This is a genomic window from Phenylobacterium sp. (assembly GCF_016793225.1).
Lineage (GTDB): Bacteria > Pseudomonadota > Alphaproteobacteria > Caulobacterales > Caulobacteraceae > Phenylobacterium.
The window spans coordinates 1-20,877 of sequence record NZ_JAEUMN010000156.1 but is presented as its reverse complement, the minus strand read 5'-3'; the positions used below and the strand labels follow the sequence as shown (position 1 = coordinate 20,877).

Annotated in this window: 30 protein-coding genes; 14 read left to right on the top strand and 16 right to left on the bottom strand. The window is 69.2% G+C overall.

Annotated elements, in window-relative coordinates; genetic code table 11:
- The first annotated feature begins 14 nt into the window (after nt 1-14).
- From ftsE to JNK30_RS18415, 4 genes are read left to right on the top strand one after another with little or no spacing between them, the layout of a single operon-like run.
- Complete coding sequence (gene ftsE / locus JNK30_RS18430; protein ID WP_293484468.1) at nt 15-740, top strand: cell division ATP-binding protein FtsE; 726 nt, start codon at nt 15-17, stop codon at nt 738-740.
- Entirely contained in the window at nt 737-1,627 is an 891-nt protein-coding gene (locus tag JNK30_RS18425; protein ID WP_293484466.1) for an FtsX-like permease family protein, read from the top strand. The genes ftsE and JNK30_RS18425 overlap by 4 nt, the downstream gene beginning before the upstream one ends.
- Nucleotides 1,627-2,259, top strand: coding sequence for a YdcF family protein (locus JNK30_RS18420; protein WP_293484464.1), 633 nt, complete (start codon nt 1,627-1,629; stop codon nt 2,257-2,259). The genes JNK30_RS18425 and JNK30_RS18420 overlap by 1 nt, the downstream gene beginning before the upstream one ends.
- A gap of 10 nt (nt 2,260-2,269) precedes the next feature.
- Nucleotides 2,270-2,974 carry a 1-acyl-sn-glycerol-3-phosphate acyltransferase gene (locus JNK30_RS18415; RefSeq protein WP_293484462.1) on the top strand — a complete coding sequence of 235 codons (705 nt, stop codon included), beginning with the start codon at nt 2,270-2,272 and terminating at the stop codon, nt 2,972-2,974.
- Between the two features lie 40 nt (nt 2,975-3,014).
- Here JNK30_RS18415 and JNK30_RS18410 read toward each other — a convergent pair whose 3' ends face one another.
- Complete coding sequence (locus tag JNK30_RS18410; RefSeq protein ID WP_293484460.1) at nt 3,015-3,551, bottom strand: gamma-glutamylcyclotransferase; 537 nt, start codon at nt 3,549-3,551, stop codon at nt 3,015-3,017.
- A 32-nt stretch (nt 3,552-3,583) separates the two neighbouring features.
- Here JNK30_RS18410 and JNK30_RS18405 point away from each other — a divergent pair, with 32 nt between their 5' ends.
- A complete protein-coding gene (locus tag JNK30_RS18405; RefSeq protein ID WP_293484458.1) occupies nt 3,584-4,624 on the top strand; it encodes a DUF2125 domain-containing protein in 1,041 nt (346 codons plus the stop codon).
- Between the two features lie 8 nt (nt 4,625-4,632).
- On the top strand, nt 4,633-5,253 hold the full coding sequence (locus tag JNK30_RS18400) for a class I SAM-dependent methyltransferase (RefSeq protein ID WP_293484457.1): 621 nt from the start codon (nt 4,633-4,635) through the stop codon (nt 5,251-5,253).
- Between the two features lie 8 nt (nt 5,254-5,261).
- Here JNK30_RS18400 and JNK30_RS18395 read toward each other — a convergent pair whose 3' ends face one another.
- The gene (locus JNK30_RS18395) at nt 5,262-5,456 is read right to left on the bottom strand and encodes a hypothetical protein (RefSeq protein ID WP_293484455.1); all 195 of its coding nucleotides are present in this window, start codon (nt 5,454-5,456) and stop codon (nt 5,262-5,264) included.
- Between the two features lie 138 nt (nt 5,457-5,594).
- Between JNK30_RS18395 and JNK30_RS18390 the strand changes: the two genes are divergently transcribed.
- The 3 genes from JNK30_RS18390 to JNK30_RS18380 all read left to right on the top strand — a co-directional run bounded on the left by JNK30_RS18390 (nt 5,595) and on the right by JNK30_RS18380 (nt 6,888).
- On the top strand, nt 5,595-5,816 hold the full coding sequence (locus JNK30_RS18390) for a hypothetical protein (RefSeq protein ID WP_293484453.1): 222 nt from the start codon (nt 5,595-5,597) through the stop codon (nt 5,814-5,816).
- Between the two features lie 440 nt (nt 5,817-6,256).
- Nucleotides 6,257-6,532, top strand: coding sequence for a DUF3892 domain-containing protein (locus JNK30_RS18385; protein ID WP_293484451.1), 276 nt, complete (start codon nt 6,257-6,259; stop codon nt 6,530-6,532).
- 131 nt (nt 6,533-6,663) lie between these two features.
- Nucleotides 6,664-6,888, top strand: coding sequence for a hypothetical protein (locus tag JNK30_RS18380; RefSeq protein ID WP_293484449.1), 225 nt, complete (start codon nt 6,664-6,666; stop codon nt 6,886-6,888).
- 60 nt (nt 6,889-6,948) lie between these two features.
- Here the strand turns inward: JNK30_RS18380 and JNK30_RS18375 are convergent, their stop codons facing one another.
- The 8 genes from JNK30_RS18375 to JNK30_RS18340 all read right to left on the bottom strand — a co-directional run bounded on the left by JNK30_RS18375 (nt 6,949) and on the right by JNK30_RS18340 (nt 12,704).
- Nucleotides 6,949-7,626 (bottom strand): hypothetical protein, encoded by a 678-nt coding sequence (locus tag JNK30_RS18375; protein ID WP_293484447.1) that lies wholly within the window; start codon nt 7,624-7,626, stop codon nt 6,949-6,951.
- 467 nt (nt 7,627-8,093) lie between these two features.
- A complete protein-coding gene (locus JNK30_RS18370) occupies nt 8,094-8,612 on the bottom strand; it encodes an AAA family ATPase (protein WP_293484445.1) in 519 nt (172 codons plus the stop codon).
- A gap of 251 nt (nt 8,613-8,863) precedes the next feature.
- Nucleotides 8,864-9,589: an HK97 family phage prohead protease gene (locus JNK30_RS18365; protein WP_293484443.1), complete on the bottom strand. Its 726-nt coding sequence runs from the start codon at nt 9,587-9,589 to the stop codon at nt 8,864-8,866.
- The gene (locus JNK30_RS18360; RefSeq protein WP_293484442.1) at nt 9,586-10,332 is read right to left on the bottom strand and encodes a hypothetical protein; all 747 of its coding nucleotides are present in this window, start codon (nt 10,330-10,332) and stop codon (nt 9,586-9,588) included. The genes JNK30_RS18365 and JNK30_RS18360 overlap by 4 nt, the downstream gene beginning before the upstream one ends.
- An 8-nt stretch (nt 10,333-10,340) precedes the next feature.
- Nucleotides 10,341-10,496: a hypothetical protein gene (locus JNK30_RS18355; protein WP_293484440.1), complete on the bottom strand. Its 156-nt coding sequence runs from the start codon at nt 10,494-10,496 to the stop codon at nt 10,341-10,343.
- A 288-nt stretch (nt 10,497-10,784) separates the two neighbouring features.
- On the bottom strand, nt 10,785-12,170 hold the full coding sequence (locus tag JNK30_RS18350; RefSeq protein ID WP_293484438.1) for a phage/plasmid primase, P4 family: 1,386 nt from the start codon (nt 12,168-12,170) through the stop codon (nt 10,785-10,787).
- Nucleotides 12,171-12,189: 19 nt separating this feature from the next.
- Complete coding sequence (locus tag JNK30_RS18345) at nt 12,190-12,480, bottom strand: transcriptional regulator (protein ID WP_293484436.1); 291 nt, start codon at nt 12,478-12,480, stop codon at nt 12,190-12,192.
- The gene (locus tag JNK30_RS18340) at nt 12,477-12,704 is read right to left on the bottom strand and encodes a hypothetical protein (protein WP_293484434.1); all 228 of its coding nucleotides are present in this window, start codon (nt 12,702-12,704) and stop codon (nt 12,477-12,479) included. Before JNK30_RS18340 ends, JNK30_RS18345 begins: the two co-directional genes overlap by 4 nt.
- A gap of 181 nt (nt 12,705-12,885) precedes the next feature.
- Here JNK30_RS18340 and JNK30_RS18335 point away from each other — a divergent pair, with 181 nt between their 5' ends.
- From JNK30_RS18335 to JNK30_RS18315, 5 genes are all read left to right on the top strand, one after another.
- A complete protein-coding gene (locus JNK30_RS18335; RefSeq protein ID WP_293484432.1) occupies nt 12,886-13,479 on the top strand; it encodes a hypothetical protein in 594 nt (197 codons plus the stop codon).
- Nucleotides 13,476-15,128, top strand: a complete 1,653-nt coding sequence (locus JNK30_RS18330; protein WP_293484430.1) for a recombinase family protein — start codon at nt 13,476-13,478, stop codon at nt 15,126-15,128. The genes JNK30_RS18335 and JNK30_RS18330 overlap by 4 nt, the downstream gene beginning before the upstream one ends.
- A gap of 147 nt (nt 15,129-15,275) precedes the next feature.
- A complete protein-coding gene (locus tag JNK30_RS18325) occupies nt 15,276-15,512 on the top strand; it encodes a hypothetical protein (RefSeq protein WP_293484429.1) in 237 nt (78 codons plus the stop codon).
- The gene (locus tag JNK30_RS18320) at nt 15,505-15,936 is read left to right on the top strand and encodes a hypothetical protein (protein ID WP_293484427.1); all 432 of its coding nucleotides are present in this window, start codon (nt 15,505-15,507) and stop codon (nt 15,934-15,936) included. Before JNK30_RS18325 ends, JNK30_RS18320 begins: the two co-directional genes overlap by 8 nt.
- A gap of 1,307 nt (nt 15,937-17,243) precedes the next feature.
- Nucleotides 17,244-18,227, top strand: coding sequence for a PEPxxWA-CTERM sorting domain-containing protein (locus tag JNK30_RS18315; protein WP_293484425.1), 984 nt, complete (start codon nt 17,244-17,246; stop codon nt 18,225-18,227).
- 101 nt (nt 18,228-18,328) lie between these two features.
- Here the strand turns inward: JNK30_RS18315 and JNK30_RS18310 are convergent, their stop codons facing one another.
- From JNK30_RS18310 to JNK30_RS18285, 6 genes are all read right to left on the bottom strand, one after another.
- Nucleotides 18,329-18,709: a helix-turn-helix domain-containing protein gene (locus JNK30_RS18310; protein ID WP_293484423.1), complete on the bottom strand. Its 381-nt coding sequence runs from the start codon at nt 18,707-18,709 to the stop codon at nt 18,329-18,331.
- A 440-nt stretch (nt 18,710-19,149) separates the two neighbouring features.
- Nucleotides 19,150-19,371, bottom strand: coding sequence for a hypothetical protein (locus tag JNK30_RS18305; protein WP_293484421.1), 222 nt, complete (start codon nt 19,369-19,371; stop codon nt 19,150-19,152).
- A 54-nt stretch (nt 19,372-19,425) separates the two neighbouring features.
- Nucleotides 19,426-19,722: a hypothetical protein gene (locus tag JNK30_RS18300; RefSeq protein ID WP_293484419.1), complete on the bottom strand. Its 297-nt coding sequence runs from the start codon at nt 19,720-19,722 to the stop codon at nt 19,426-19,428.
- The gene (locus tag JNK30_RS18295) at nt 19,719-20,117 is read right to left on the bottom strand and encodes a hypothetical protein (protein WP_293484418.1); all 399 of its coding nucleotides are present in this window, start codon (nt 20,115-20,117) and stop codon (nt 19,719-19,721) included. Before JNK30_RS18295 ends, JNK30_RS18300 begins: the two co-directional genes overlap by 4 nt.
- The gene (locus JNK30_RS18290) at nt 20,114-20,587 is read right to left on the bottom strand and encodes a lysozyme (RefSeq protein ID WP_293484416.1); all 474 of its coding nucleotides are present in this window, start codon (nt 20,585-20,587) and stop codon (nt 20,114-20,116) included. The genes JNK30_RS18295 and JNK30_RS18290 overlap by 4 nt, the downstream gene beginning before the upstream one ends.
- A partial coding sequence (locus tag JNK30_RS18285; RefSeq protein ID WP_293484414.1) for a hypothetical protein occupies nt 20,584-20,877 on the bottom strand: 294 nt, incomplete at its 5' end. The genes JNK30_RS18285 and JNK30_RS18290, both read right to left, overlap by 4 nt.

Genomic DNA, 20,877 nt, shown 5'->3' with positions numbered 1-20,877 from the left:
CGATTTCGGCCCACATGTCCAGAAACGCCAGCGCCGCCGCCGATGACCCGACGGCCGACGAAATCCTCCGTTTCGCCGGCGTTTCGATGCGCTATGGCCGCGGCCCGGAGGTGCTGAACGACGTCTCGCTGTCGCTGCCGCGGGGATCGTTCCACTTCGTCACCGGGCCGTCCGGGGCCGGCAAGAGCTCGCTGCTGAAGCTGATCTACCTGGCGGCCCGCCCGTCCTCGGGCTCGGTGCGGCTGTTCGGCGAGGACGTGACGGCGATGCCGGCGCGCGAGATGCCGCGGATCCGCCGGCGGATCGGCGTGGTGTTCCAGGACCTCCTGCTGCTCGACCACCTCTCGGCCTTCGACAACACGGCCCTGCCCCTCCGCATCGCCGGGCACAAGGCGGCGGAGTACCGGAACGACGTGGCCGAGCTCCTGACCTGGGTGGGGCTGGGACAGCGGATGGAGGCGCTGCCACCGACCCTGGCCGGGGGCGAGAAGCAGCGGCTGGCCATCGCCCGCGCAGTGGTCAACCGGCCTGAGATCCTGCTGGCCGACGAGCCGACGGGGAACGTCGACCACGAGATGGCCCTGCGCATCTACAGGCTCTTCGTCGAGCTGAACCGGCTGGGCACGACGGTCATCATCGCGACTCACGACCAGGACCTCGTGGCCCGCTCCGGCCGTCCGGTCCTGCACCTGGAGCGAGGGCGGCTGCGCCCAATGCCGCCGATGGGGCCGGCCGAATGAGCGCCGCGTTCGACCCGCAGCGCTGGAAGCCTGCGTCCTTCCTGCCCGAAGCCGAGGCGCGCGACCCGGCGCTGATCTTCGTCGTGGCGGTCCTCTGCTTCCTGGCCTGCCTGACCGGCCTGATGGTGATCGCGGGAGACCGGGCCGCGCACGGCTGGCAGAACCAGCTGACCGGAGAGGCGACCGTCATCGTCCGCGCCCGCGGCGGCGAAACGCCCGACGCGGCGGCGGCCCGCGCCGCCGAGGCGCTCGCCGCGGTTCCCGGCGTGACCGAGGCCCGCGCGCTGGAGAAGGAGAAGGCCTACGAGCTGATCCGGCCCTGGCTGGGCGACGTGGCCGACCTCGAGGACCTGCCGGTGCCGCGCCTCGTGGCCGTGGGCCTCGACGACCGCAAGCCCGCGACGGCCGCCGTGCTTGACAAGGCGCTGAAGGCCCAGGGCATCGACGCCGTGGTCGACGACCACTCGGTCTGGATCGAGGACATCCGGTGCGCGGCGGGCGTCGTCCGCTGGACGGCGGCCTCGATCCTCGCGCTCATCGCGGGCGCCGCCGGCGCGGTGGTGGCGTTCGCCACGCGCGCCGGCATCGCCGCCCGGCGCGACGTGGTCGAGGTGCTCCATCTCGCCGGCGCCGAGGACGCCCAGATCGCCAACCTCTTCGAACTGCGGTTCGCGCGGGTGGCCGCCGTCGCCGGCGCCATCGGGGCCGTCGCGGCCGGCGCACTCGGCGCCATGCTGCGCCTGATCGGCGGCGGCGAGGGGATCACGCCGGCGCTGCCGATCGCCTGGGCCGACCTGCTGGCGGTCCTGCCCTGCCCCGTCCTGGCCGCCCTGGTGGCCGCCGTCGCCGCGCGCATCACGGCGCGGCGGCTGATACAACGGCTCTGATGAAGTCGGTCGCCGTCTTCCTGGTCGTGGCGCTGATCTGGTTCTCGGGGCTCCTGGCGTTCGCCGCCCGCGTCCAGCAGTCGACGCCGCCCCGCGCGCCGACGCCGGCGCAAGGGGTCGTGGCCCTGACCGGCGCGAACTCGAACGACCGGCTGTCGGCCGCCATGGGGCTGCTCGAGGACGGCTACGGCCGGCGGATGCTGGTGTCCGGCGTCGACCGCAAGGCGACGCGCGAGGACATCCGCAACGTCAGCCGCGCGGTCCGGCGCCTCTACGACTGCTGCGTCGACCTCGGGTTCACCGCCGCCGACACCGTGGGCAACGCGCGCGAGACCCTCGCCTGGGCGAAGGCCATGCGCTACCGCGAGCTCATCGTCGTCACGGCGGACTTCCACATGCCCCGCGCCATGCTGGAGCTGAACGCGGTGCTGCGCCCCGCCGGCATCGAGACCCAGGCCTACGCCGTGCCGACCCGGTCGCTGAAATCCCGCGACTGGTGGCGCCATCCCGGCGCCGCGCGCTTGATGGTCGTGGAGTACTGCAAGTATCTGGCGATCCTGGCGCGCGAGGCGGTCCTGGGGCTCGGTCCCCGCGATCCGCCCGCCGCGGCCGAAAAGGGGGCCCCAGCTTGAAGGCCAAGCCGTGATCGTCGTCCGCTCGCTGCTCTACGTGGCGCTGTTCTACCTCTGGACCGCGGTGATCGCGATCCTGGCCACCCCGGTGCTGCTGGGTCCATGGCGCTGGACGCTCGCGCTGTTCCACTTCTGGGGCCGCGGCGTGACCGGCCTGCTCCGCATCTGCGGGATCAGGGTCGAGGTTCGCGGCCGGCAGTACATTCCGACGGGGCCCGCGCTCGTGGCGCCCAAGCACCACTGCATGCTCGACGTGTTCGCCCAGTTCACCTGGCTGCCCGCCTCGGCCTTCGTCATGAAGCAGGAGCTGGCGTGGATCCCCTGGTTCGGCTGGTACGCCAAGAAGGCGGGCGCGATCATCATCGACCGGGACGGCGGCTCGAAGACCATGCGCCAGGTGATCCGCGAGGGGGTCGAGCGCTTCAAGCGCGGACAGCAGGTCGTGACCTTCCCGGAAGGCACCCGCAAGGCGCCCGGCGCCGAGCCCGACTACAAGCCCGGCATCGCCGCCCTCTACCGCGAGCTGAACGTGCCGGTCTATCCGGTGGCCACCAACGCCGGCGTGCACTGGCCGGCGCACGGCTTCATCCGCCGGCCCGGCACCATCGTGTTCGAGTATCTCGAGCCGATCCCCCCCGGCCTCAAGCGGGCCGAATTCATGCGGATCCTGGAAGAGCGGATCGAGACCAGGTCGAACGAGTTGCTCGCGCTCTAGGGACCTGCGCGCCGCGCAGGCCCAGGCGATGACGCGGAGGCTAGGCCGCCAGCTCCCGCGCCTCGACCATGCCCAGCAGCCGCTCCATGGCCGCGTCGCGCACGTTCATTTCCCGAAGGTGCTCCACCAGGTCACGCAGATAGTCCACGTTGCGTCCGGACAGGCCCGTCGCCCCCGCGATCAGCTCGGCCTGCCGTTCCAGGCTGAGCGCGCCGGCCCACTGCGCGTGGCGGACGTCGGACAGGAAACACAGGCTCTCCACCCGCCGCCCGTCGTCCAGGCGGACGTGCCGCCGCGCCTCGACGTACGTCTCGGTCGGCTGTTCGCGCTCCATCAGATAGTCGTAGACGCCCGGCCAGTCGTCCTCGGCGACGCGATAGGCCGCGCCCCGGCAGGCGCCGCCGGGCGCCAGGCCCAGCACCAGCCCCGGCCGCGCGTAGGTTCCGCGGTGATGCACCGAATAGATGCAGAAAGCGCGCCGGCGCCCATGTAGCGTGGCGGTCCGGCGCTCTACATAGGGAAACCCCGGCCGCCACATCAGCGAACCGTAGCCGAAGACCCACCGTTCCGACGTCATCCCGCCCCGCAAGCCACGAAGACCATACCCCTGTGCCCGATCCGACCGCGCCCCGCAAACTCAGCCGCTGGCCCCTCTACATCGCCTTCGGGCTGGCCTTCCTCCTGGTGGTCGCATGGAGCGGCTTCTGGCTGTGGGCCCGCGGACAGGCCGAATCCCGCCTCGAGGCCGGCGTGTCCCAGCTGAAGGCGGCGGGCTACGAGGTGGGCTGGAAATCGCAGGCGATCGGCGGCTACCCGTTCCGCCTCAACGTCACCCTCACCGACCCCCGCATCCGCGACCGGTCCGGCTGGGCGCTGGAGGCGCCGCGCCTCGAGGCGCAGGCGTTCCTGCATGCGCCGACCCACTGGCTCGTGGCGACGCCCGACGGCCTGACGTTCGTTCGCCCCCAGGGCGGTCCGGTGCGCGTGCAGGGCAAGCTGATCCGCGCCAGCCTCAGCCACCTGCAGAACACGCCGCCCAACCTCTCCTTCGAAGGCGTGGATCTGGTCTTCCAGCCGGCGGCCGGCGCCAATCCCTTCGCCCTGGAGCGGGCTCAGCGCGTCGAGTTCCACCTGCGCCAGGCGCCGAGCGCGCTCGACGAAGGCGGCGTGTGGCTGACGGTGAAGGACGGCAAGGCGCGGCTGTCCGGCCTCCTGGGCCGGATCGCGGGCGAGAAACCCATCTCCATCGAGTGGGACGGCCGCCTGACGAAGATGAGCGCCTTCCGCGGCGCCGATTGGCCGACCGCCGTCCGCAACTGGGACCGCGCCGGCGGCCGGATGAGCGTCAAGCGCGCCGGCCTGACCGCCGGCGACGCCCTCATCGGCGCCAACGCCGGTTCGCTGGGCGTCGACTCGGACGGGCGGCTGACGGGCAGCCTCGACGTCTCGCTTCGGCAGGCGCCCCGCGCCATCGGCGCGCTGGGCGACACCGGCACGATCCCGCGCGAGACCGCGGTGGCGGCCGCGGCGGTGGCCGGCGCGCGTGAGACCGGGGACCTCGCCCGAATGACCCTCTATTTCCAGGCCGGGCAGACCACCCTGGGCCCGGTGGCGATCGCCAGGGCGCCCAAGGTCTACGAGACGCGCTAAGCTGAGCCATGGCCTCGCTCTACGACCGCTTCGTCCTGCCCCGCCTTCTGAAGTGCGCCTGCTCGGCGCCGCCGATCGCGAAGCAGCGGCAGAAGGTGGTTCCCAAGGCGGAGGGCCGGGTTCTGGAGCTCGGCATCGGCATGGGCCTCAACCTCGCCTTCTACGATGGGGCGAAGGTGTCGAGCGTCACCGGGGTCGACCCGGCGCCGGAACTGCGCCGCATCGCCGAGGCCGCGCCGCGGGATCCCCGCATCGCCGTGGCGGTCGAGGACGGAACGGCCGAGGCCCTCCCCTTCGAGGACCGGTCGTTCGACTGTGTGGTGTGCACCTTCACCCTGTGCTCGGTCTGCACGCCGTCAGCGGCGCTGGCCGAGGCGCGGCGTGTGCTGAAGCCCGGCGGGCGTTTCCTCTACGCCGAGCACGGGCTTTCGCCCGACGCCGACGTGGCGAAATGGCAGCGGCGGATCGAGCCCGTCTGGAAACGCATCGCGGGCGGCTGCCACCTGACCCGGCCGGTCACCAGCGCCATCCAGGCGGCGGGCTTCCGCGTCGAGCGGTCCGACAGCATGTACCTACCGCGGGCGCCCCGGTTCGCCGGCTGGAGCGAGTGGGGCGAAGCGGTCCCCTGACGCGTCCCTCAGGCCTCGCCGTGGAACGGCAGGGCGAACGCGCGGAAGCGGCTGGGCAGGCGCAGGGCCGCGCGCGTGGCGTCCCGGACCGTGGTGTAGTGCTGCGCGAGTTCCGACGCATCGGTCCACGCCACGGGGGCGGCGCGGAGAAGGTACTCAAGCCCGTCCGGCTTGGTGCGGGCCACGAGAACTGAAGACGCCATCGGCTTGTCTCCAAAGCCGGCGTGCCGTTTTGGCCCGCCTAACGCGTTACGCAACAATTCGCGTGCCAGACGCATCGCGTTCGCCTCTCAGGGAGAATCGCGCCCAAGCTCCAGCGTTCGGGAGCGGGGCGGCGAACGATGGCCGAGGTCGAGTACACGGTGGATCTGGTGGACGGGGTCTGGACCGTCGGCCTGGGCAAGAAGCGCTTCGGCCCCTACTCCAGCCTCGAGACCGCCACTGCCGCCGCCATGGGGGCCGCCGGCAAGGCCGAGGCCGCGGGCCACGTCGCCCGCGTGGTGATCAACGGCCCGGATGACGAGTCGCCGACCAGGGACGCGCAGTCGGACGCGGCGGCCTGAGAAACCACGTGGTGGAGCGTCGCTGGTAGCTGGGGCCCGCTTCCAGCTTGATCAGACGTTCCCGACCGTGGCGATCGCCTGCTGATTCGCGGTCGCCAAGGCTCACCCGGCCTAATCTGGCGCTGTTCCTCCGCCGAGAATCGCGCGTACAAGAGGGCGTTTCACGAGAAACGCTCGTCCAGGTCCTGTGTGACCTGTGGACGGCACCCCCAACATATTGACTCAAACCGAGACCGATTCCACCGTTCGGCTCGTGACGCTTCGGCGGGCACGAAAAAGGCCGCGGGGAGCTCTGACCTTCCCCACGGCCCGTGCGCTTCGGAGCTTCTCGCCGCAAGCCTGGCCGGGCTGCGGGAAACGCGCTTTCGAGTGAAGCCTCGGGACGATGAGTCGTCGGGGCGGTGCGTGTCAAGCCCGGCAGAACACACATCCGAAGAAGGATGACTGCCATCATGGCTACGTTCCAGATTACTCATCACCGGCCCGACGGCTTCGATGTCGACCGCCGCCTCGAAGGCCTCTACGGCCCTGAGTGCGGCTACCTGGATATCGACGCGATCCTTCGGCTAATGGATCAAGGGCACCGTTTCTGGACGGTCGCTCAGGGTCGGTCGGTCTGGCTGATGTCTGCTGTTAGCCAACGCCTTCGACGCTTCGTGAAGACCGAGGCGGACGGCTTCGTGCCAAACAACCTCCTGGCCTTGCCGGTCTTCTAGCTACAGCAAGGCTGCCTACCCAAGCGCCCGCCGGGGGCCCCTCCTCGGCGGGCGCCTTCGTGAGGGCGCTCCGAATTCTGCTGGTGGCTCCGTGCGACAGGCATGGCGACTCGCGAGACACTGCTGTGGCCATGCAGAAGGCAGAAGCTGAGAAGGCGATCCGCCACCTGTGCCATGAATGGCGCAAAGTCGAAGGGCTAAGCCAGGTGGACCCTGGGCAGCTCAGCGTCTTTGCCTTCATGAGTTGGTTGCGCGAGCACCACCCGAGCGTCCTCAACTTTCGCTCGATCATGGGCGTGCACGAGACGGTGGATCTGTGGTTCGATCAGGAGTTCGGCCAGACATGGAGGCGCTGAGCCGAGCGGGGGGCTCCGGGAGCCGCCGCCCGCTCGCCGCCTAGCTGCTGAGCTGCCGCCCTATGCCCTCAGATGCTCGAGGACCTCGCGGAACTGCGGCATGCTCAGGGTCAGGTGCCGCTTGCCGTAGTCGGCGCCGTCGAAGCCGCCGAGACGCTCGAGGCCGTCCAGAACGAGGTGCTGCAGGCGATTGAACCGCCGGCTCAAGCGGGCGACGTGGAAGCCGTCGCTGGGGTCCTGCGTCGCCTCGTCTACGATCTCACGTGCCACCCGGCCCAGCTGGAGCGCCTGGAAATAGACGCCCTCCAGCGTGCACGCCTCCAGCCATTCGGCCTGCTGGCCTAGCTGATCGGCGCAGTCGAGGAGCTCCTGGCTAAGCATCTCGTCCTTCATGCGCTGCTGATCTGGCCGGCCGAAGGTGTTCTGGATCTTGGCGTCCTCGTCCTCGAGGTGCGCGAACCGGCGCGCGATCGCCGCGACGGGGCAGGCGTCCAGGGCAACCTGGCGGCCGTGGCGCTCGTGAAGATCAGGAGTGTGGGCGTTCATGGCGATAGTCCTTGCTGGTCGGCTTTCGAAGGCCGCGCCGGCGATCGGCGCCGGCAGCCGGGGGTTCGAAACCTGCCAGCAAGACAGGCCGACGGCTTTTAGGCTTTCGCCCTGGACATGGCGCGCCGCCCCCGGCCACATAGGGCCAAGGTGCTTCGCGCCGCCAAGCGCGAGCCTGTTGCGAGCCGTCACGCTCGCTTTTTTGGTCGGGGGCCCGCGCCAACGGGTCCGACCTATTGCTGGTCCGGGTTTCGAAGCCCGCGCGGAATCTGCGCTCATTCGGCCGCCGCTTCAAGCTGCGGACGGCGAACGCCGTTCGCGCCACGAGGAATTCGGACAATTTGTCCGAGATTCGGTGGCTCGCTCGCGCGGTGTTGACGCCGGGCCGCCGCAGGCGGTCGACTGTTCAGAAGGTCCGTCGCAAGGGACGTGAGGCCTAGGTGGGCGGCTCTCTAGGCTGAGCCGCCCTGCGCCCTAGTCGCAGGCCCCCTAGTCGGCTCCGGCCGTGACGCCGAACAAAGGTCGCAGACCGGCGGCTTAAGCGATACCCCCGTAAGTTTACGTAGGTGTGTGGCGCAGGCCTGGCGCGGGCGGCCCTGTGAACTGCGCCGCCGGAGGCGGTTCGACTGTCATGCCAGGCCGAAACGTCGTCCTGGCCTTCAGGTCGCTTCGCGATCGCATGCGGCCGGCCGATACGTCGACCACCAGCTGCGCACCAGGTCGGCCGCGCGGGGGCCGCGATCATCTCCCGCGGTCGTGTCCGCCTGGATCCGGCGGAGGCATTCGTCCGCCGGCGTCGGCAGCACGAACACCCTTGCGCCCATCGTTCGGGCCCACCACTCACGATGTTCGGCGATGGGCTCCAAGGCGATCAGCCAGGCCCAGCGCCAGCGGAGGGACGTGTCAGGCCGCGCGAGGTCCGCCAGTAGCCGGTTGCGCTCCTCGAGGACCGCGAACACCTGCTTGTCGGTGAGAGTGGCGCCAACGCGCTCGGGAGCCGCGCGCCCGCGCCCGAACATCTGCCTCGCCAGCTCGTCGAAGCACAGCACGAGGTCGCGGGGTTGCGCATGGGCCCGCACGTAGGCGGACTTGCCCGCGCCTGGCGGGCCGCAGATCAGGTTGAGAGGTATGTAGCTCCGCCCGATCCCGGACGGACGGCTGAGGTCGCCGGCGGCCATGGGCGGATTACTCCTTCAGGAGAGGCGAACGGCGTTCGCGTGGGCAGGCGAACGCCGTTCGCGTGTGTGGTGTGGCCGCAGCGCCGCCGCCGTCTCCTCAGCCGGCGACGCTGCGGCCATGACGCTGGGAACGCGTGCAGGGCCGTCGAAAACGGAAGGGCATGCGCTACCACTCCGCCTCACAGGGACCACGCTCCCAACGTCGCGCGTGACCCGCTCGTTCATTGTACCGGGCGGGCCAAGCATCTCGTTCACTTCGCGGCCGCGGCGGCGGCCAACTCCTGGATGTTGATGTCCATCGCCGTGGCGAAGTCTGCGTCGCCGCGATGAGCGTCGACATACTGCGCCAAGCGGTCCCGACTCTCGGGATCGAACTTCAAGCGCAAGCGCCTCAACGTCCCTAGGTGCTGTTCCACGGTAGGGCCGGCCACCTTGCGCACCGCGTCGACGACAGGCGCGATCGGTGCGGCAGCGACAGGTGGGTCCTCGCCCCACAACTCCGCCCAGCTGCGGAGCCGCGGCGGCATGTCGTAGTGATCCCACGTCGAGAGCCAGCAGCTGGTATCCCGGTAAGCGGGTTCGTGAACGATCGCGATGTGACTGATCCTCGCGCTGGTCACCAGGTCCATCGGCTGGCCGCCGTGATCTCGCGTCCGAGTCGCCTTGCGGGTGCCGGCGGCGAACTGGACGGATACGCCCAGGCGATCCTCCGCCAAGTCACGCGCCCAGGCCCACACTTCACAGCGACCCGGCAGCGCAGCCTCGAAGCGCAAACCGTGGTCGTTCTGGTCCAGGCGAAGAGTGCCAGCCTTCGTGTCCGCGAAGGCCTCGCCATCGTGCAGGCACCGGATATCGATTGGGCCCGCCAAGTTGAACGCGTACGCCTCGATCATCTCGACCTGTGCGCCGCCCTCGGCGATGCGCGCGGGGAGCCCGAACGGGGCTGCGAAGCCCCGGATGAAAACCCGGTCGGTCATTCGCCCGCCCCCGCCAGGATTCGGTTGGCCAGATCGATCGCCTGGTGCGCCGGCAGCGGAGAGATGTTCCCGATCCGCTCCAGGCCGTTCCCGACGTCAGGCGTGTAAGGGGGCTTCTCGCTGGCGACCTCCGCGAGGACCTCCCACGCCGCGAGGAACTCGGAGGCGGCCGCCTTCAGCTTCCGAGCCTGCTCAACCTCCAGCGGACGGAGGGCCGCGCGAATGGCCTTGTTGTGCGACGGCTCCAGCTCGGCGCGGCGGATCCGCAGCGTCCGGATGCTATCCTCCAGGTCGGCCAGCCGGGCCTCGTGCGCCTGGTCGGGCTTGTCGGACCGCATAGCCGCCTTCCGGTGGATCAGCGCCAGGCGCTCTGCGCGGACGGCCTCCAGCTCGGCGCGGACGGCCGCCAGCTCCTTGGGCACGGGAAGGCTCACCAGGGCGGAACGAACGGCGGAGGGCGGGCGCAACAGCTCCTGCAGGCGCCGGCGGCGCGTGCGCAGCACCTTCACCTCGGCCAGGGCTTCGCTGTAGGCCGCGACGATCTCGCGCTGCTTCGCTTCTGTCAGCCGAGCGCCCCGGGCAATCGCGGCCGCAGCTTCGCCTACCGCCTGGCGCTTCGCCTCGGCGTCGGCCTCGAGTTGGGGGAGCTGCGCGTTGATGCTGTCCAGCTCCGCTTGCAGAGCGTTCGGTGCGACGGCCCGCTTCACGGCGTCCAGGGGTTTGGCGAGTGATTCGATCATCATGGTTCGGGTCATACGCCGCGCCGCGCCGCCACCCCGTCACGCGTGACGGTCCTCCGGATCAGCAGCAGGATCGCGACGGCGATGGCGTCCGGATCGGCCTCATCCCATGCCGGGAGATGGCCACCCTCGATCAGGCTTTCGACGTCGTCGAACGACAGCTCCACGCGGACCAAAGTCCGCCCATGGCGGATGCGCTCGCGCCGCCGGCGCTGTCTATCAGCGGCCGAGGCAGGCACGAGGGCCTCCCAGGAAAAAGTTAAGCGATTTCAGCGAAAACTTGCGCGCGATGCCCAAGCCGGTCCGGGAGCCGAAGGTCTGTAGAGATTCGACCCCCCTACCCCCCCGAACGAGGCGAGTGACGGCAAGTGACGTCGCCCCGGGTTTGTCGCTGTGACGCGCGCATGTCTGCGCACGCGCGTAGAGGGGCAATGCCGGAAGGGCGTCACGTGGTGTCACTCGGCGTCGCTCACCGAGAGCGCCCGCACCCTCAGGCCCCGGAATCCTCGAGCGGCGTTGGTGCGGCGGTATTCGAACCCGTGGCTGGTCAGCGTCTGGACGAACCGCTTGGTGGGCCCGACGTACTCGCCATGCCGTGTGGCCCAGGACTTCCAGCTCGCGTAGAGCGTACCCGTCGGCTCGAAGGCGTCGCCGTGCCGCTCACAGCAGTCTTCCACCCATTGGCCGAACGCGTCCTCCGCCTCGAGGTACTCGGCCGTGGCCGCTGCCACAGCCGGCGGAGGCGCCAAGCCCTCCTCGCGGAAGGCGTCGTACCCCTCGATCATCCAACGCAGGATCGCCGGCCACTCGCTCCGGAGCTTCTCGGCCAGGTCGGGGTCGCGCTCTTGCGGCGGAATGGTGACGGTGAAGGGCAGCAGTTGGAACCGGCGGCGGATCGCCTCGTCGACGCCCCTCAGCGCGGGCTTGTGATTGCCGGCGACCAGCAGCTTGAACTGCGGCCGGAACTCGAAGAAGTCCTGCCGCATGAACCGGGCCTTGATGGCGTCGCCTCCGGTGAGCTGCTTAACCCTGGACTCCGCCCAGCGCCGCCCTTCCTCGGTCTCGACGGACGTGACCAGGCGCGCGCCGCGCAGATCCGCCAGCTCGGTAGGGTGGCGATCCTCCTTGGAGGCCATGAGGGTTTCCATGGGCGTGGAGGTCGCATAGTCGCCCAGCACGCCCATAAGGGTGTTCACGAAGACCGACTTGCCGTTCGCGCCCGTGCCGTAGGCGAAGAAGATCGCGTGGTGGCTCGTGTCGCCGCTGAGACAGTACCCAGCGATCTTCTGCAGGTGGCGCGCGAGCATCGCGTCGCCACCTGTGACCTCGTCCAGGAAGCTGCGCCACCGTTCGGGCTTTACCCCCGACGCGGCCGGCGCGACCGCGGTGGACTTCGTGAAGTAGTCCTCTGGGACGGCCGGCCGCTCAGTCCACTGGTTAAGGTCGACCACGCCGCCCGGCGTGTTGAGAAGCAGGGGGTCGGCGTCCCATTGGTCGACGGTCGCGGCTAAGCGCGGATCGCACCGCGCCAGCCTCTCGACTGCGCTCACCGTCCGGTAGCTCGCCAGTGCGAGCGCCTCCTTGGGGTTTGAGGATCCGCACGCGGCCTGCCGGCAGGTCTCTCGCACGGCGTAGAGGGTGGCGAGCTTCACGTCGGCCGCCCACTTGTGCCCCACGAGGCGGTACCACCTGCCCCAAGCGGCCACGTAGCGGGCGTCCCCGGCCCGCTCGCCTGCGACCCTTAGCGCGAGGTCCTCGTCAGAATAGGCCGGCGCCTCGACGCCCTCGTCCACCGCGAAGGGCCCGTCGCCGGCGGCCTGGAATGTGGAAATCACGTTCACGCGTGAGCCTCTGCCCCGATCAAGCCAGGTCGAAGGCGAACGGCGCTCGCCTCGCGGGGTCGGTCGCCGGGCGACTGAAGCGAACGCCCTCCCCAGCGGCGGCCTCAGCGATGCCGATGACCCCGCATTCCCGAAGCGCGTTCTCAAGCGCCGCCCGGGCCGGCAGCTCGATATCGCCACCGGCCTCAAAGGCCGCGACGACGTCGATGGTAAGCCGAGCGCGCCGCGCCAGATCGTCTGCGGTGAGGCCCAGCAGTGCGCGAGCGGCCCGACATTGGGCAGGCGTGTGGATCCCCCGCTTGTCCCTCACGCCTGCGCCCTCTCGGCCGCGGCGGCGGGCGCCTCCAATTCGCCGCGGAGCCAGGCCCGCAGCCGAGAGCGCGAAGCGCACCATCTGCCGCCGATCTTGCGGGCGGGCGGCAGCGCGCCAGAACTCAGCATGTGGAAGGTCGCACTACGCTCTCGACCGATCTCGGCAGCGATCGCCTCGCAGCCCCACAAGATGTCGTCGTTGCGTTGTTTCGCATCAGCCATCAACGTTTCTCCGGATTGAGAGATAATGCTGATTTGCTGAGGCGGTTCGCGCTGGTTGACAAGAGGTTTCTAACGTTCGTAAGAAATACCTGCGAATAGGAGCGACCCGTTGGAACCGGAGGCAAAACGCGGCGGACGGCCCCCGAAGCCGGCTGAGCCAGGAACAAGGGTTTCGCTCGGCTTGAAGGTGACGCCCTCGATCAAAGCCCTGCTGGATGAACGGGCCCGGGTGACAGGTAGGACCCAGTCACAAGAAGCGGAGCTATGGCTGGAGCAAGCCAAGGCGCTGAACGACATCGGGTCTGCTGGCCCGGCGATCACAGATGCCCTGCAGGCGATGATCCGCGCGGCCCTGGATGTTCGCAACGGGGTCTTGGGAGACCCGTCCCGCTCGTTCGCCGCGCGCGATGAACTAAGGCGGCGCTGGGTCTCCATCTCCCAGCAGGTATTGCCGCACGTGTCCGAAGATGATCCCGGCGTCGCGGCGGCGCTGGCGTCGCTGAAGGCCCTGCGCGGGGCGGCGATGGTCGCCTCGCACCGCCTCGCGCCCGCGAATGCCAACTGGGATGATCCGCACTTGAATGAGGTGGATCGCCACTTGGCGGCGATTTTCGAGGAACAGCTCCGCCCAGGGTCCCCTGCCTGGGACAAGGCCATCAACGACATCCGCAAGGCCGCTCGCGACTACAGCGGCGACCTAGGCCAAGCCCTCGGGATCGTTTTGAGCTGCGCCGCCGCAGCGGAGGGCACGGCCCTCTGGGCGAACACCACATGATGCCCCGCGCCGCCGTCTACGCCCGCTTCAGCGACGACGTCCAGAACCCCCGCTCGATCGCCGACCAGGTCGCCCTCTGCGCCGCCTATGCGCAGCGACAGGGCTGGACCGTCACCGCCACCTTCTCCGACGCCGCGATCTCCGGCGCCGCCAAGGCCAACCGCCCGGGCCTGATCTCCGCCCTGGCCGCCGCGGCCGACCACCAGTTCGACCTGCTGCTGGCCGAGGACGAGGACCGCCTGGCGCGCAACCTCGAGGACCTGGCCCACGTCTGGAACCGCCTCGAGGACGCGGGGGTCCAGCTCTGGACCTGCGGCTCGGGCCGGGTCGAGCTGATGCACGTGGCGCTCAAGGGCTACGGGGCCCAGGACTTCCTGCGCAACCTCTCGGCCAAGACGCGGCGCGGGATGCTCGCCAACGCCGAGGCGGGGCTGGCCACCGGCGCCCGGGTCTACGGCTACCGCTCGGCCCCCGGCGGCGACGTCCAGGTGGTCGAGGCCGAGGCCGCCGTGGTGCGCCGGATCTTCGCGGCCTATGCCGCCGGCGAGAGCCTGCGGGCGATCACCGAGGCCCTGAACCTCGAGGGCGTGCCCAGCCCCTCGGGCGGCCGCTGGGCCCCCAGCACGATCACCGGCAGCCGCCAGCGCGGCAACGGCGTCCTCCGCCAGGGGCTCTACGCCGGCGAGAAGGTCTGGAATCGGGTGGCCATGTCCAAGGACCGCCAGACCGGCCGCCGGATCTCGCGCCCGCGGCCGCCGGCCGAGTGGAAGCGCACGCCCGTGCCGCACCTGCGCCTGGTCGACGCCGAGACCTGGGCGGCGGTCCACACCCGCCTGGACGCCGCCGGCGCCGCCGCCCCCGCCCATCGGGCCCCGGCGCCGCCCCGGCCCCTGTCGGGCCTGATCCGCTGCGCCGAGTGCGGCGCGGCGATGACCACCTTCAACGGCCGCGGCCGGCTGATCTGCGCCGCCCGCCGCGCCCACGGCGCCGCCGCCTGCGGCCACGACCGCAGCGTCGCCCGCCACGAGGTCGAGGACCGCGTCCTCACGGCCCTGCGCACGCGCCTGCTGGGCCCCGAGGCCGTCCGGCTCTACGTCAAGACCTACCACGACGCCTGGGCCGCCCGCGCCCAGCAGGCGCGCCGGGACACGGCGCCCCTGTACCGCCGCGCCCAGGACCTCGACCGCCAGATCGCCCGCCTGGTCGACGCCATCACCGCCACCGGCCACAGCCCCGCCCTGACCGCCCGCCTCGCCCAGCTCGAGCAGGACCGCGCCGACGTCGCCGCCGCCCTGCGCGCCGCGGACGCCTCCAGCCGCGCCGCCACGCCGCCGCTCACCCTGCACCCCCGCCTGGCCGAGATCTTCGCCCGCCGCGTGGCCGACCTTCAGGCCCACCTCGCCACGCACCAGGGCCGCGCCCCCACCTCCGCGTCGAGCAGCGACACCCTCGCCCGCCTCCGCCAGGTCGTCGCCCGCGTCGACGTCCGCGCCCTCCCGGACGGCCAGACGATGATCCGCCTCCACGGCGCCCTCGCCCCGGCCCTGACCGATGGTCCCGTGGTGGAGCGTCTGAATAAGGTGGTAGCTGGGGCGGGCTACACCAGCACCCAACCGAGCGTTCCCGTGGTGTTCAGGCGTAGGCTCTAGGCGATGGCAGGGCCCGAGCGCCGCGCGCACGGACAGCGCGAAGCTTGCAAGCCTCCGAGGATCAGGGCGCTCGACTGGTCGAGGGTCACTACGGCAGGTCGTGGCGAGGGCTAGCGGGCCCTGAGCACGAGCGGTACGGTCGCGGTGATGATGGAAGTCGCTCTCATCGAGGCTGCGAAGCGCCAAGCCCGACTGGATCTCTTGAAGGTGATGGTCGCTCAAGCGGGGGTCAACGCCGCCCTTTCCACAGCAGTCGCCCGGATGGCGATGGGTCAGAAAATCAGCCAGGCAGAACTGGTGCAGATCACGAACGCCAACGATGCCGTGCTCAAGCTGCTAGACGAGTGGCTCAAGGAGCGGGAGGGGGAACTGCCGGATGGCTGACACCCCCAGCCCAATCGCCGAGGCCGAGGAAATGGCGCGCCGCCTCGCGCGGATCGAGCAGAACCGCGCCAGCGAGCCGCCTCTTGCAACTTCGGAGAACGAGGGCGACTCTAAGGATATGGACGCCACGGACGCCAAGATCGCAGCTGCGGAGGCGCGGGCCGAGACTTCCCTAGCGAAGGCTATGGGCGAGATGCGCGCCGAGTTCGCAGCCCTGCGCGGCGACATCCGCGAGCTCAAGGCATCCTCCGCCAGCAAGGGAACAGTCGTGCTGACTGGCGTGACCGTCTTTTTCGGCATTGCGGGCCTACTGCTGGCGGTGCTCGCCTATGGCGGCGACCGCTTCGGCGCCGGCGCGGCTCAGCGCGATATGGTCCGCGCGGCGGTTCAGGAAGTGATGGCGCAACGGAAGGCGGCGCGGTGATGGGCGGCGGCTTCCGGAGCAGAGTGGATCAAGGAACGTGCAGCTTCTGCGGATGGAGCGCACCGGCTCTTCCCTCCTGAGCTGATGCATCACGTGCCGCCTTGAGGCCAAGGGCCAACGCCTTTGGGCCGAGGCAAGGGTAGTTTTCGGCCCGAAGCCGACGGGCAAATCCTGCTGGTGGGCGGCCCGGGGTGCGCTACGTCCCCGTTGGTCCGAAGACCAGCTACGCGACTGACTTGGCCGCCCAGCGCCGGTTTATCCGCAGGATCCCGGAATGGATAGAGGCCCGCGGGGAGCGACCTCCGGGCCTCGTGGTGCAGCCGATGGAACCGCGTCGTCGGGAACAGCCGCACGAGCAGAGTATCGACGCTGACGAGCAGGCACGCAACTTTTCCCGCTCGTATCGACTACGCCGAAACGATGACGAAGATCGAGCCAAAGTCGCCGGAATGGGGTGGCTCCCTCCACTTCGCCGATCTCACGCACCCCACTCTTCGCTGCAGCAGGGGGCAGAGCTTTTTCGGATAGACGAAGCCCCCGCAGAGAACTTGCTCGCGGGGGCTTCAACGCGCTCTCTGCGGCTGTGGAAACCCCTGCGCGTCATGAGTTGAACCGTTCGGCGGCGGCCTGGGTTCCCGTTGCATCTACACGCGATGCCGAGGCATGATCCTCAGGCACAGCGGACGGCCGAGGCGCGAGGCCCCGACCGTCCAGCGCCAGTCGTGGGACCGACCCTAAGGTGGCTCCGGCCAGCGCAACGCTGTTCTACGGGCCCTCCGGCCTCGTGGTCACCCCCGTAGAATCCCGGATGGCGCTCGGCGGCGTGTTGCCGTTGGCGCGTCGCAGATTCAGTTCTCGCTCTTCCGCCAGGCGGTCCCACTCTGAGGCGAGAAGCAACAATTGGTCGCGGATCACGCGCGGCATCTTCGGGGCAAGCTTGCGGCAGTCTTCCGCGTTTCTTCTGTAGTCCTCGACCCGACGCATTCCCGTTCATGACTAGAAGGAGGCGACCTCCGTCTCAACAGGCACGGAGGTCGCCGAGTTTCTACTTTCAGTAGGCCACACTACCCGGAGGGAACTCCGCAGTCGAGAAACGACGCAGTGTGAGGTTTGTTCCTTGATTTTCGCCCGCGTGACATCATCCAAGCATGGCCGGGACCGTCGAGCTTTAGGCCGACCCCACCTCCGCCCGACAGCATCGCGTCTACCGCGAAGGGACTCGCGCGCCGGGTGATTTGATTGCTCAAATCCGAAGGATACGCCGATATACTGCACACATAAGCGTTTTGGGGGACGTGGGGGCTTTCATGAAACAGGGGTTCACGACCGTGCCGCAGCTTGACCGGCGGCGCTTGGCCGCCATCGCGGCACTCTCGTCGCTTTCCATTGCGGCACCCGCGATTGCTGCGGACGTGTTCGGCTCAGGCGCGGTGATCACCAATCGCGCCTGTGGCGCCTCTGGATCTGCATGCAACGTTGCAGCTAGTCCGCGCCTGCAGCCACACCAGTACTTCGGCGGATACGGCTTAGGCCTGTCGGCCGCCCCCAACAACATGCTTGCCGGTGCGTCAGGCGCGGCTGAGGTGACCTTCAGCGAAGATTATCTGCCGACCGTCCGGGTGGCGTCTCAAGCCGGAGCAGAGACGCGTACAGGCGCGTCGGCCACAGCCTTCCGCAGCTTTACCTACGGCGGCGACGTAGCCATCGATTTCGCACTTTCTGGTCTTCTGCACTTCTACACGTCCGGAGACCAACTCGGCCCTCTGGGCGCTAACGAGTTCACGGGTGACGGAATGCTCAACGTGGCGCTCTCGCTGCTGCGCGTCCCCTACGTTGCGCAGTCGTTCACGCCGGCGAGCAGCGCTATCGATATCATCAGCAACTCGTCTATTGGGTTCGCCGAATGCGGCGCAAGTGGCGTGATTGCTGCAGCAAGCTTCAACAGCGGCGGGATGTCGGCTGGCGAATACAATCAGAACATAGGCCTCTCGGAAGCTTGCGGTGGCGGGGCGATCCGGATCAACCCGGGTGACAGCTTCGTGGTGGTCGCCACCCTTCAGGCAATCTCGAATCGGACCGGTTTCATCGACGCGATGAACACGTTCCACGTCGTCTACGACGAACAGAACACTTTCTTCGCCGGCACCCAGGAGGCCGTCGGCCAAGGCTTCCTGGCAGATAATGTGCAAGTCGGCGCTGCGGTACCGGAGCCGACCACCTGGGCGCTCATGATCGGGGGCTTTGGCCTAGCCGGCGGTCTGCTTCGGAGGCGGTGCTCGCTTCCGACATAAGGCGCGCCCGGCTTGTTCCTGTCGGTTGACTGGCTGGAGATGTTCCGCGTCGTTCTATGACATGGAGTAGGATCTGCCCGCCGCTAGCCAATCCCGCAGGCTTATATCCGCTCGTCATACTGCACGCTTTCCAGGAAAAGTATCAGGCGCTGACGGCAAGCTTCTGACCTGACTTCCCGGTACGCACGGAGCAGCTCGAGCGCGCCGCCCTCGTTTAGCAGTTCCACAATGTCATCGTTAACCGCTGCGGCACTTGGACTTTCACCGAAAAAGTCCCCTACCGGCGTTCCAAGCAGGGCCGCTGCCCGGGCGATACTTGAGGCGCTGATCCTGTTCGCGCCAACCTCGTACTTCTGAACCTGCTGGTGGGTAACACCGAGCGCGGCCGCCAGGGCGGGCTGAGAAACGCCTCGCCACTGCCGGATCATCCGGAGGCGGCGCCCGATCGCTGCATCAACAGAGGTGGCACGGCCGCTCTTCATACGACTGCGTCGCCCACCGACGCCGTTCAGTCAATAAAGCAGAGCTTCACGTCGCAACGGCTGGCGAGACGATCCAGACCCCGAGCACTGGGGGGTACTCGGGGTCCGCCCGAACCAGCCTAGTGACGGCCCGGGAGCCGACCGCACCGGGGGGCGCGACCGGCAGCGAAGCTTAGCAGGTTGCTGCGGATGCCGGGCGGAACATCCGCGGGAGCGACTGGGTTTGCCGTCCACAATGCCCGACCCCGAAGAGTGCCGGCTAAAGGCTGAAGCCTACCTGCGAAGAGCCCTCGCCGCCCAGGATCTCGGCGAATGAGGTCGCTGCCTGGCTCTTGCGGCGCACTGGCATAACCAGGCTCGAGAAGCTGAAGCAGAGCGCGATCGGGCCAGAAACCGACATCCTGGCAGAAGCTAGCGCGCGCAGGCCGGCATCGACCCACTCAATGCGTTCGGATCACCCTTACTCGGAAAGCCCGGCCCTCGGCGTCGCGCAGATCGAACAGCGCGTTGGCTTCCACCACCCCGCCGGGCTGCTCTGCGGCTGTGTCCAACTGTAGCGACGGATCGAGCTCAAGAGCTGCGTGGAGGCGCAGCGCCAGCGCATAGGCTGGCGAATGTGTCGGGGGGTTCGGGGCGCTCTTCGCGGCGGGTTTGCGGGCCATGGTGTAGCCTAAACGCAGAACCGCCTTTTAGGTCTCCCTCAGCACTCTCCTTGGCTATGGCCGCTCGGTCATCGTTGGAACACTGCCGCAGGCGGAACTCGCGGCCTCCAGCTCCAGGATACGTGCGTCACGCTGTTTGCGGCCTGCGAGCAGCAACTTCACCTTCTCCAGCATGTCACCGGCGGCCCGCAGGGCTTCCGGCGTGTCGGAGTAGGCCGGAGACGGCCCCGGATCCGCAGCGCACTTGACCGGCACGGCGACCTTCACCTCTCGGTACTCGATGCGTGGCGCCGGTGCTGACGCGCAGGACGCCAGAACCGGGATCAGCGCCAGGCACGCCACCAGCCTCATTCGGCGTTCTCCTCGATCAACCTCGCCGCGGCCTCGCACCGATCGCCGGCGACCTCTGTCGCCAGGATCCGCTGCGCGTCCTGCCGGTAGCTCTCAGCCACCGATCGCGCCGACTGCAGCTTCTTGCGGCTGATCTCGCGGAGGCGCTCGCCCTCCTTTCGGACCAGCTCCACCGACGCCGAGGCATCGGCCGCGGCTTGATGGGCACGAGCCTCGTTCCCGCGGCACGTGTCGAGATCGACCCGCAGCGTGGCGGCAGCGGCTTCCGCCGCAGCCTGCCGCTTCTCAGCGGCCGCGCGGCCGGAGCACTGCACGACCCCGAACATCAGCAGCACCAAGCACAGGGCAGTGGCGATCGGTCCCGCCAGCCGCGATGCCAGCAGCTCCAGGATCATGCCAGACCTCTCTCGCAGAGCGCGCGCTCGGCCGCCCGGCGTCGGACGAGCCCCGACAGTTGCCGGCCGCCGGCGTAGACCCAGCGCGATAGGTCGGCGCACGCGCCCCGGAGATCACCAGCGTTGGCTTTTCTCGCCACGCCTGAGGCGCAAAAGCGGTTGCTGCCGACGTTGAAGGCGAAAGACGTGAACGCCGCCCGCACCTCGGTCGGCAGGTTGGCCGGCAGGCAGTGAGCGATCTCCAGCCCATGGGTCGCAGCGTCGTCTGCCAGCCGCCGCGCGCACTCGGCATCGCTGTAGGTGCGCTCCATTTCGATGCCGGCCGTCGAGCCATAACAGGCCGTCGGAATGCCGACGGGGTCCTTGTAGGCCTTGGGCACGTAGCCTTCGAACTCGGCGATCACCGGGATCGCCAGCGCGGCAGCGGCGAAGACGGCAGCGACGCCCTTGGCGACGTTGGCCCGGCTCATGTGGGCGACAGGCTCATCATGTAGGCCACGAAGTGCGGCCAGAGCTTCACCGCGAGTTGGAAAAGAAAGACCAGCAGCCCAAGGCAGCCGCCGACAGCGCCCAGCACGCCGAGCACCTTCATCAGGCTCCACGTCGCCAACGCACCGCTCTTCGGCTTCTCCTCGCCTTCCTCGGGCTGCCGCAGCCCGAGCGCGAGTACGAGCCCCCGAACCTCACCGCGGAGCTCCGCTAGGGCGCCGAACATCTCCTCACGCTTCTCGTTCGCAGTCTCCATTGCCAGGAGCTGGGC

Coding starts and splice junctions, on each gene's coding strand:
- ftsE (WP_293484468.1), top strand. CDS start 15: ATGTCCAGAAACGCCAGCGCCGCCGCCGATGACCCGACGGCCGACGAA.
- JNK30_RS18425 (WP_293484466.1), top strand. CDS start 737: ATGAGCGCCGCGTTCGACCCGCAGCGCTGGAAGCCTGCGTCCTTCCTG.
- JNK30_RS18420 (WP_293484464.1), top strand. CDS start 1,627: ATGAAGTCGGTCGCCGTCTTCCTGGTCGTGGCGCTGATCTGGTTCTCG.
- JNK30_RS18410 (WP_293484460.1), bottom strand. CDS start 3,551: ATGACGTCGGAACGGTGGGTCTTCGGCTACGGTTCGCTGATGTGGCGG.
- JNK30_RS18400 (WP_293484457.1), top strand. CDS start 4,633: ATGGCCTCGCTCTACGACCGCTTCGTCCTGCCCCGCCTTCTGAAGTGC.
- JNK30_RS18395 (WP_293484455.1), bottom strand. CDS start 5,456: ATGGCGTCTTCAGTTCTCGTGGCCCGCACCAAGCCGGACGGGCTTGAG.
- JNK30_RS18390 (WP_293484453.1), top strand. CDS start 5,595: ATGGCCGAGGTCGAGTACACGGTGGATCTGGTGGACGGGGTCTGGACC.
- JNK30_RS18385 (WP_293484451.1), top strand. CDS start 6,257: ATGACTGCCATCATGGCTACGTTCCAGATTACTCATCACCGGCCCGAC.
- JNK30_RS18380 (WP_293484449.1), top strand. CDS start 6,664: ATGCAGAAGGCAGAAGCTGAGAAGGCGATCCGCCACCTGTGCCATGAA.
- JNK30_RS18370 (WP_293484445.1), bottom strand. CDS start 8,612: ATGGCCGCCGGCGACCTCAGCCGTCCGTCCGGGATCGGGCGGAGCTAC.
- JNK30_RS18365 (WP_293484443.1), bottom strand. CDS start 9,589: ATGACCGACCGGGTTTTCATCCGGGGCTTCGCAGCCCCGTTCGGGCTC.
- JNK30_RS18360 (WP_293484442.1), bottom strand. CDS start 10,332: ATGATGATCGAATCACTCGCCAAACCCCTGGACGCCGTGAAGCGGGCC.
- JNK30_RS18340 (WP_293484434.1), bottom strand. CDS start 12,704: ATGGCTGATGCGAAACAACGCAACGACGACATCTTGTGGGGCTGCGAG.
- JNK30_RS18330 (WP_293484430.1), top strand. CDS start 13,476: ATGATGCCCCGCGCCGCCGTCTACGCCCGCTTCAGCGACGACGTCCAG.
- JNK30_RS18325 (WP_293484429.1), top strand. CDS start 15,276: ATGATGGAAGTCGCTCTCATCGAGGCTGCGAAGCGCCAAGCCCGACTG.
- JNK30_RS18320 (WP_293484427.1), top strand. CDS start 15,505: ATGGCTGACACCCCCAGCCCAATCGCCGAGGCCGAGGAAATGGCGCGC.
- JNK30_RS18315 (WP_293484425.1), top strand. CDS start 17,244: ATGAAACAGGGGTTCACGACCGTGCCGCAGCTTGACCGGCGGCGCTTG.
- JNK30_RS18310 (WP_293484423.1), bottom strand. CDS start 18,709: ATGAAGAGCGGCCGTGCCACCTCTGTTGATGCAGCGATCGGGCGCCGC.
- JNK30_RS18305 (WP_293484421.1), bottom strand. CDS start 19,371: ATGGCCCGCAAACCCGCCGCGAAGAGCGCCCCGAACCCCCCGACACAT.
- JNK30_RS18300 (WP_293484419.1), bottom strand. CDS start 19,722: ATGAGGCTGGTGGCGTGCCTGGCGCTGATCCCGGTTCTGGCGTCCTGC.
- JNK30_RS18295 (WP_293484418.1), bottom strand. CDS start 20,117: ATGATCCTGGAGCTGCTGGCATCGCGGCTGGCGGGACCGATCGCCACT.
- JNK30_RS18290 (WP_293484416.1), bottom strand. CDS start 20,587: ATGAGCCGGGCCAACGTCGCCAAGGGCGTCGCTGCCGTCTTCGCCGCT.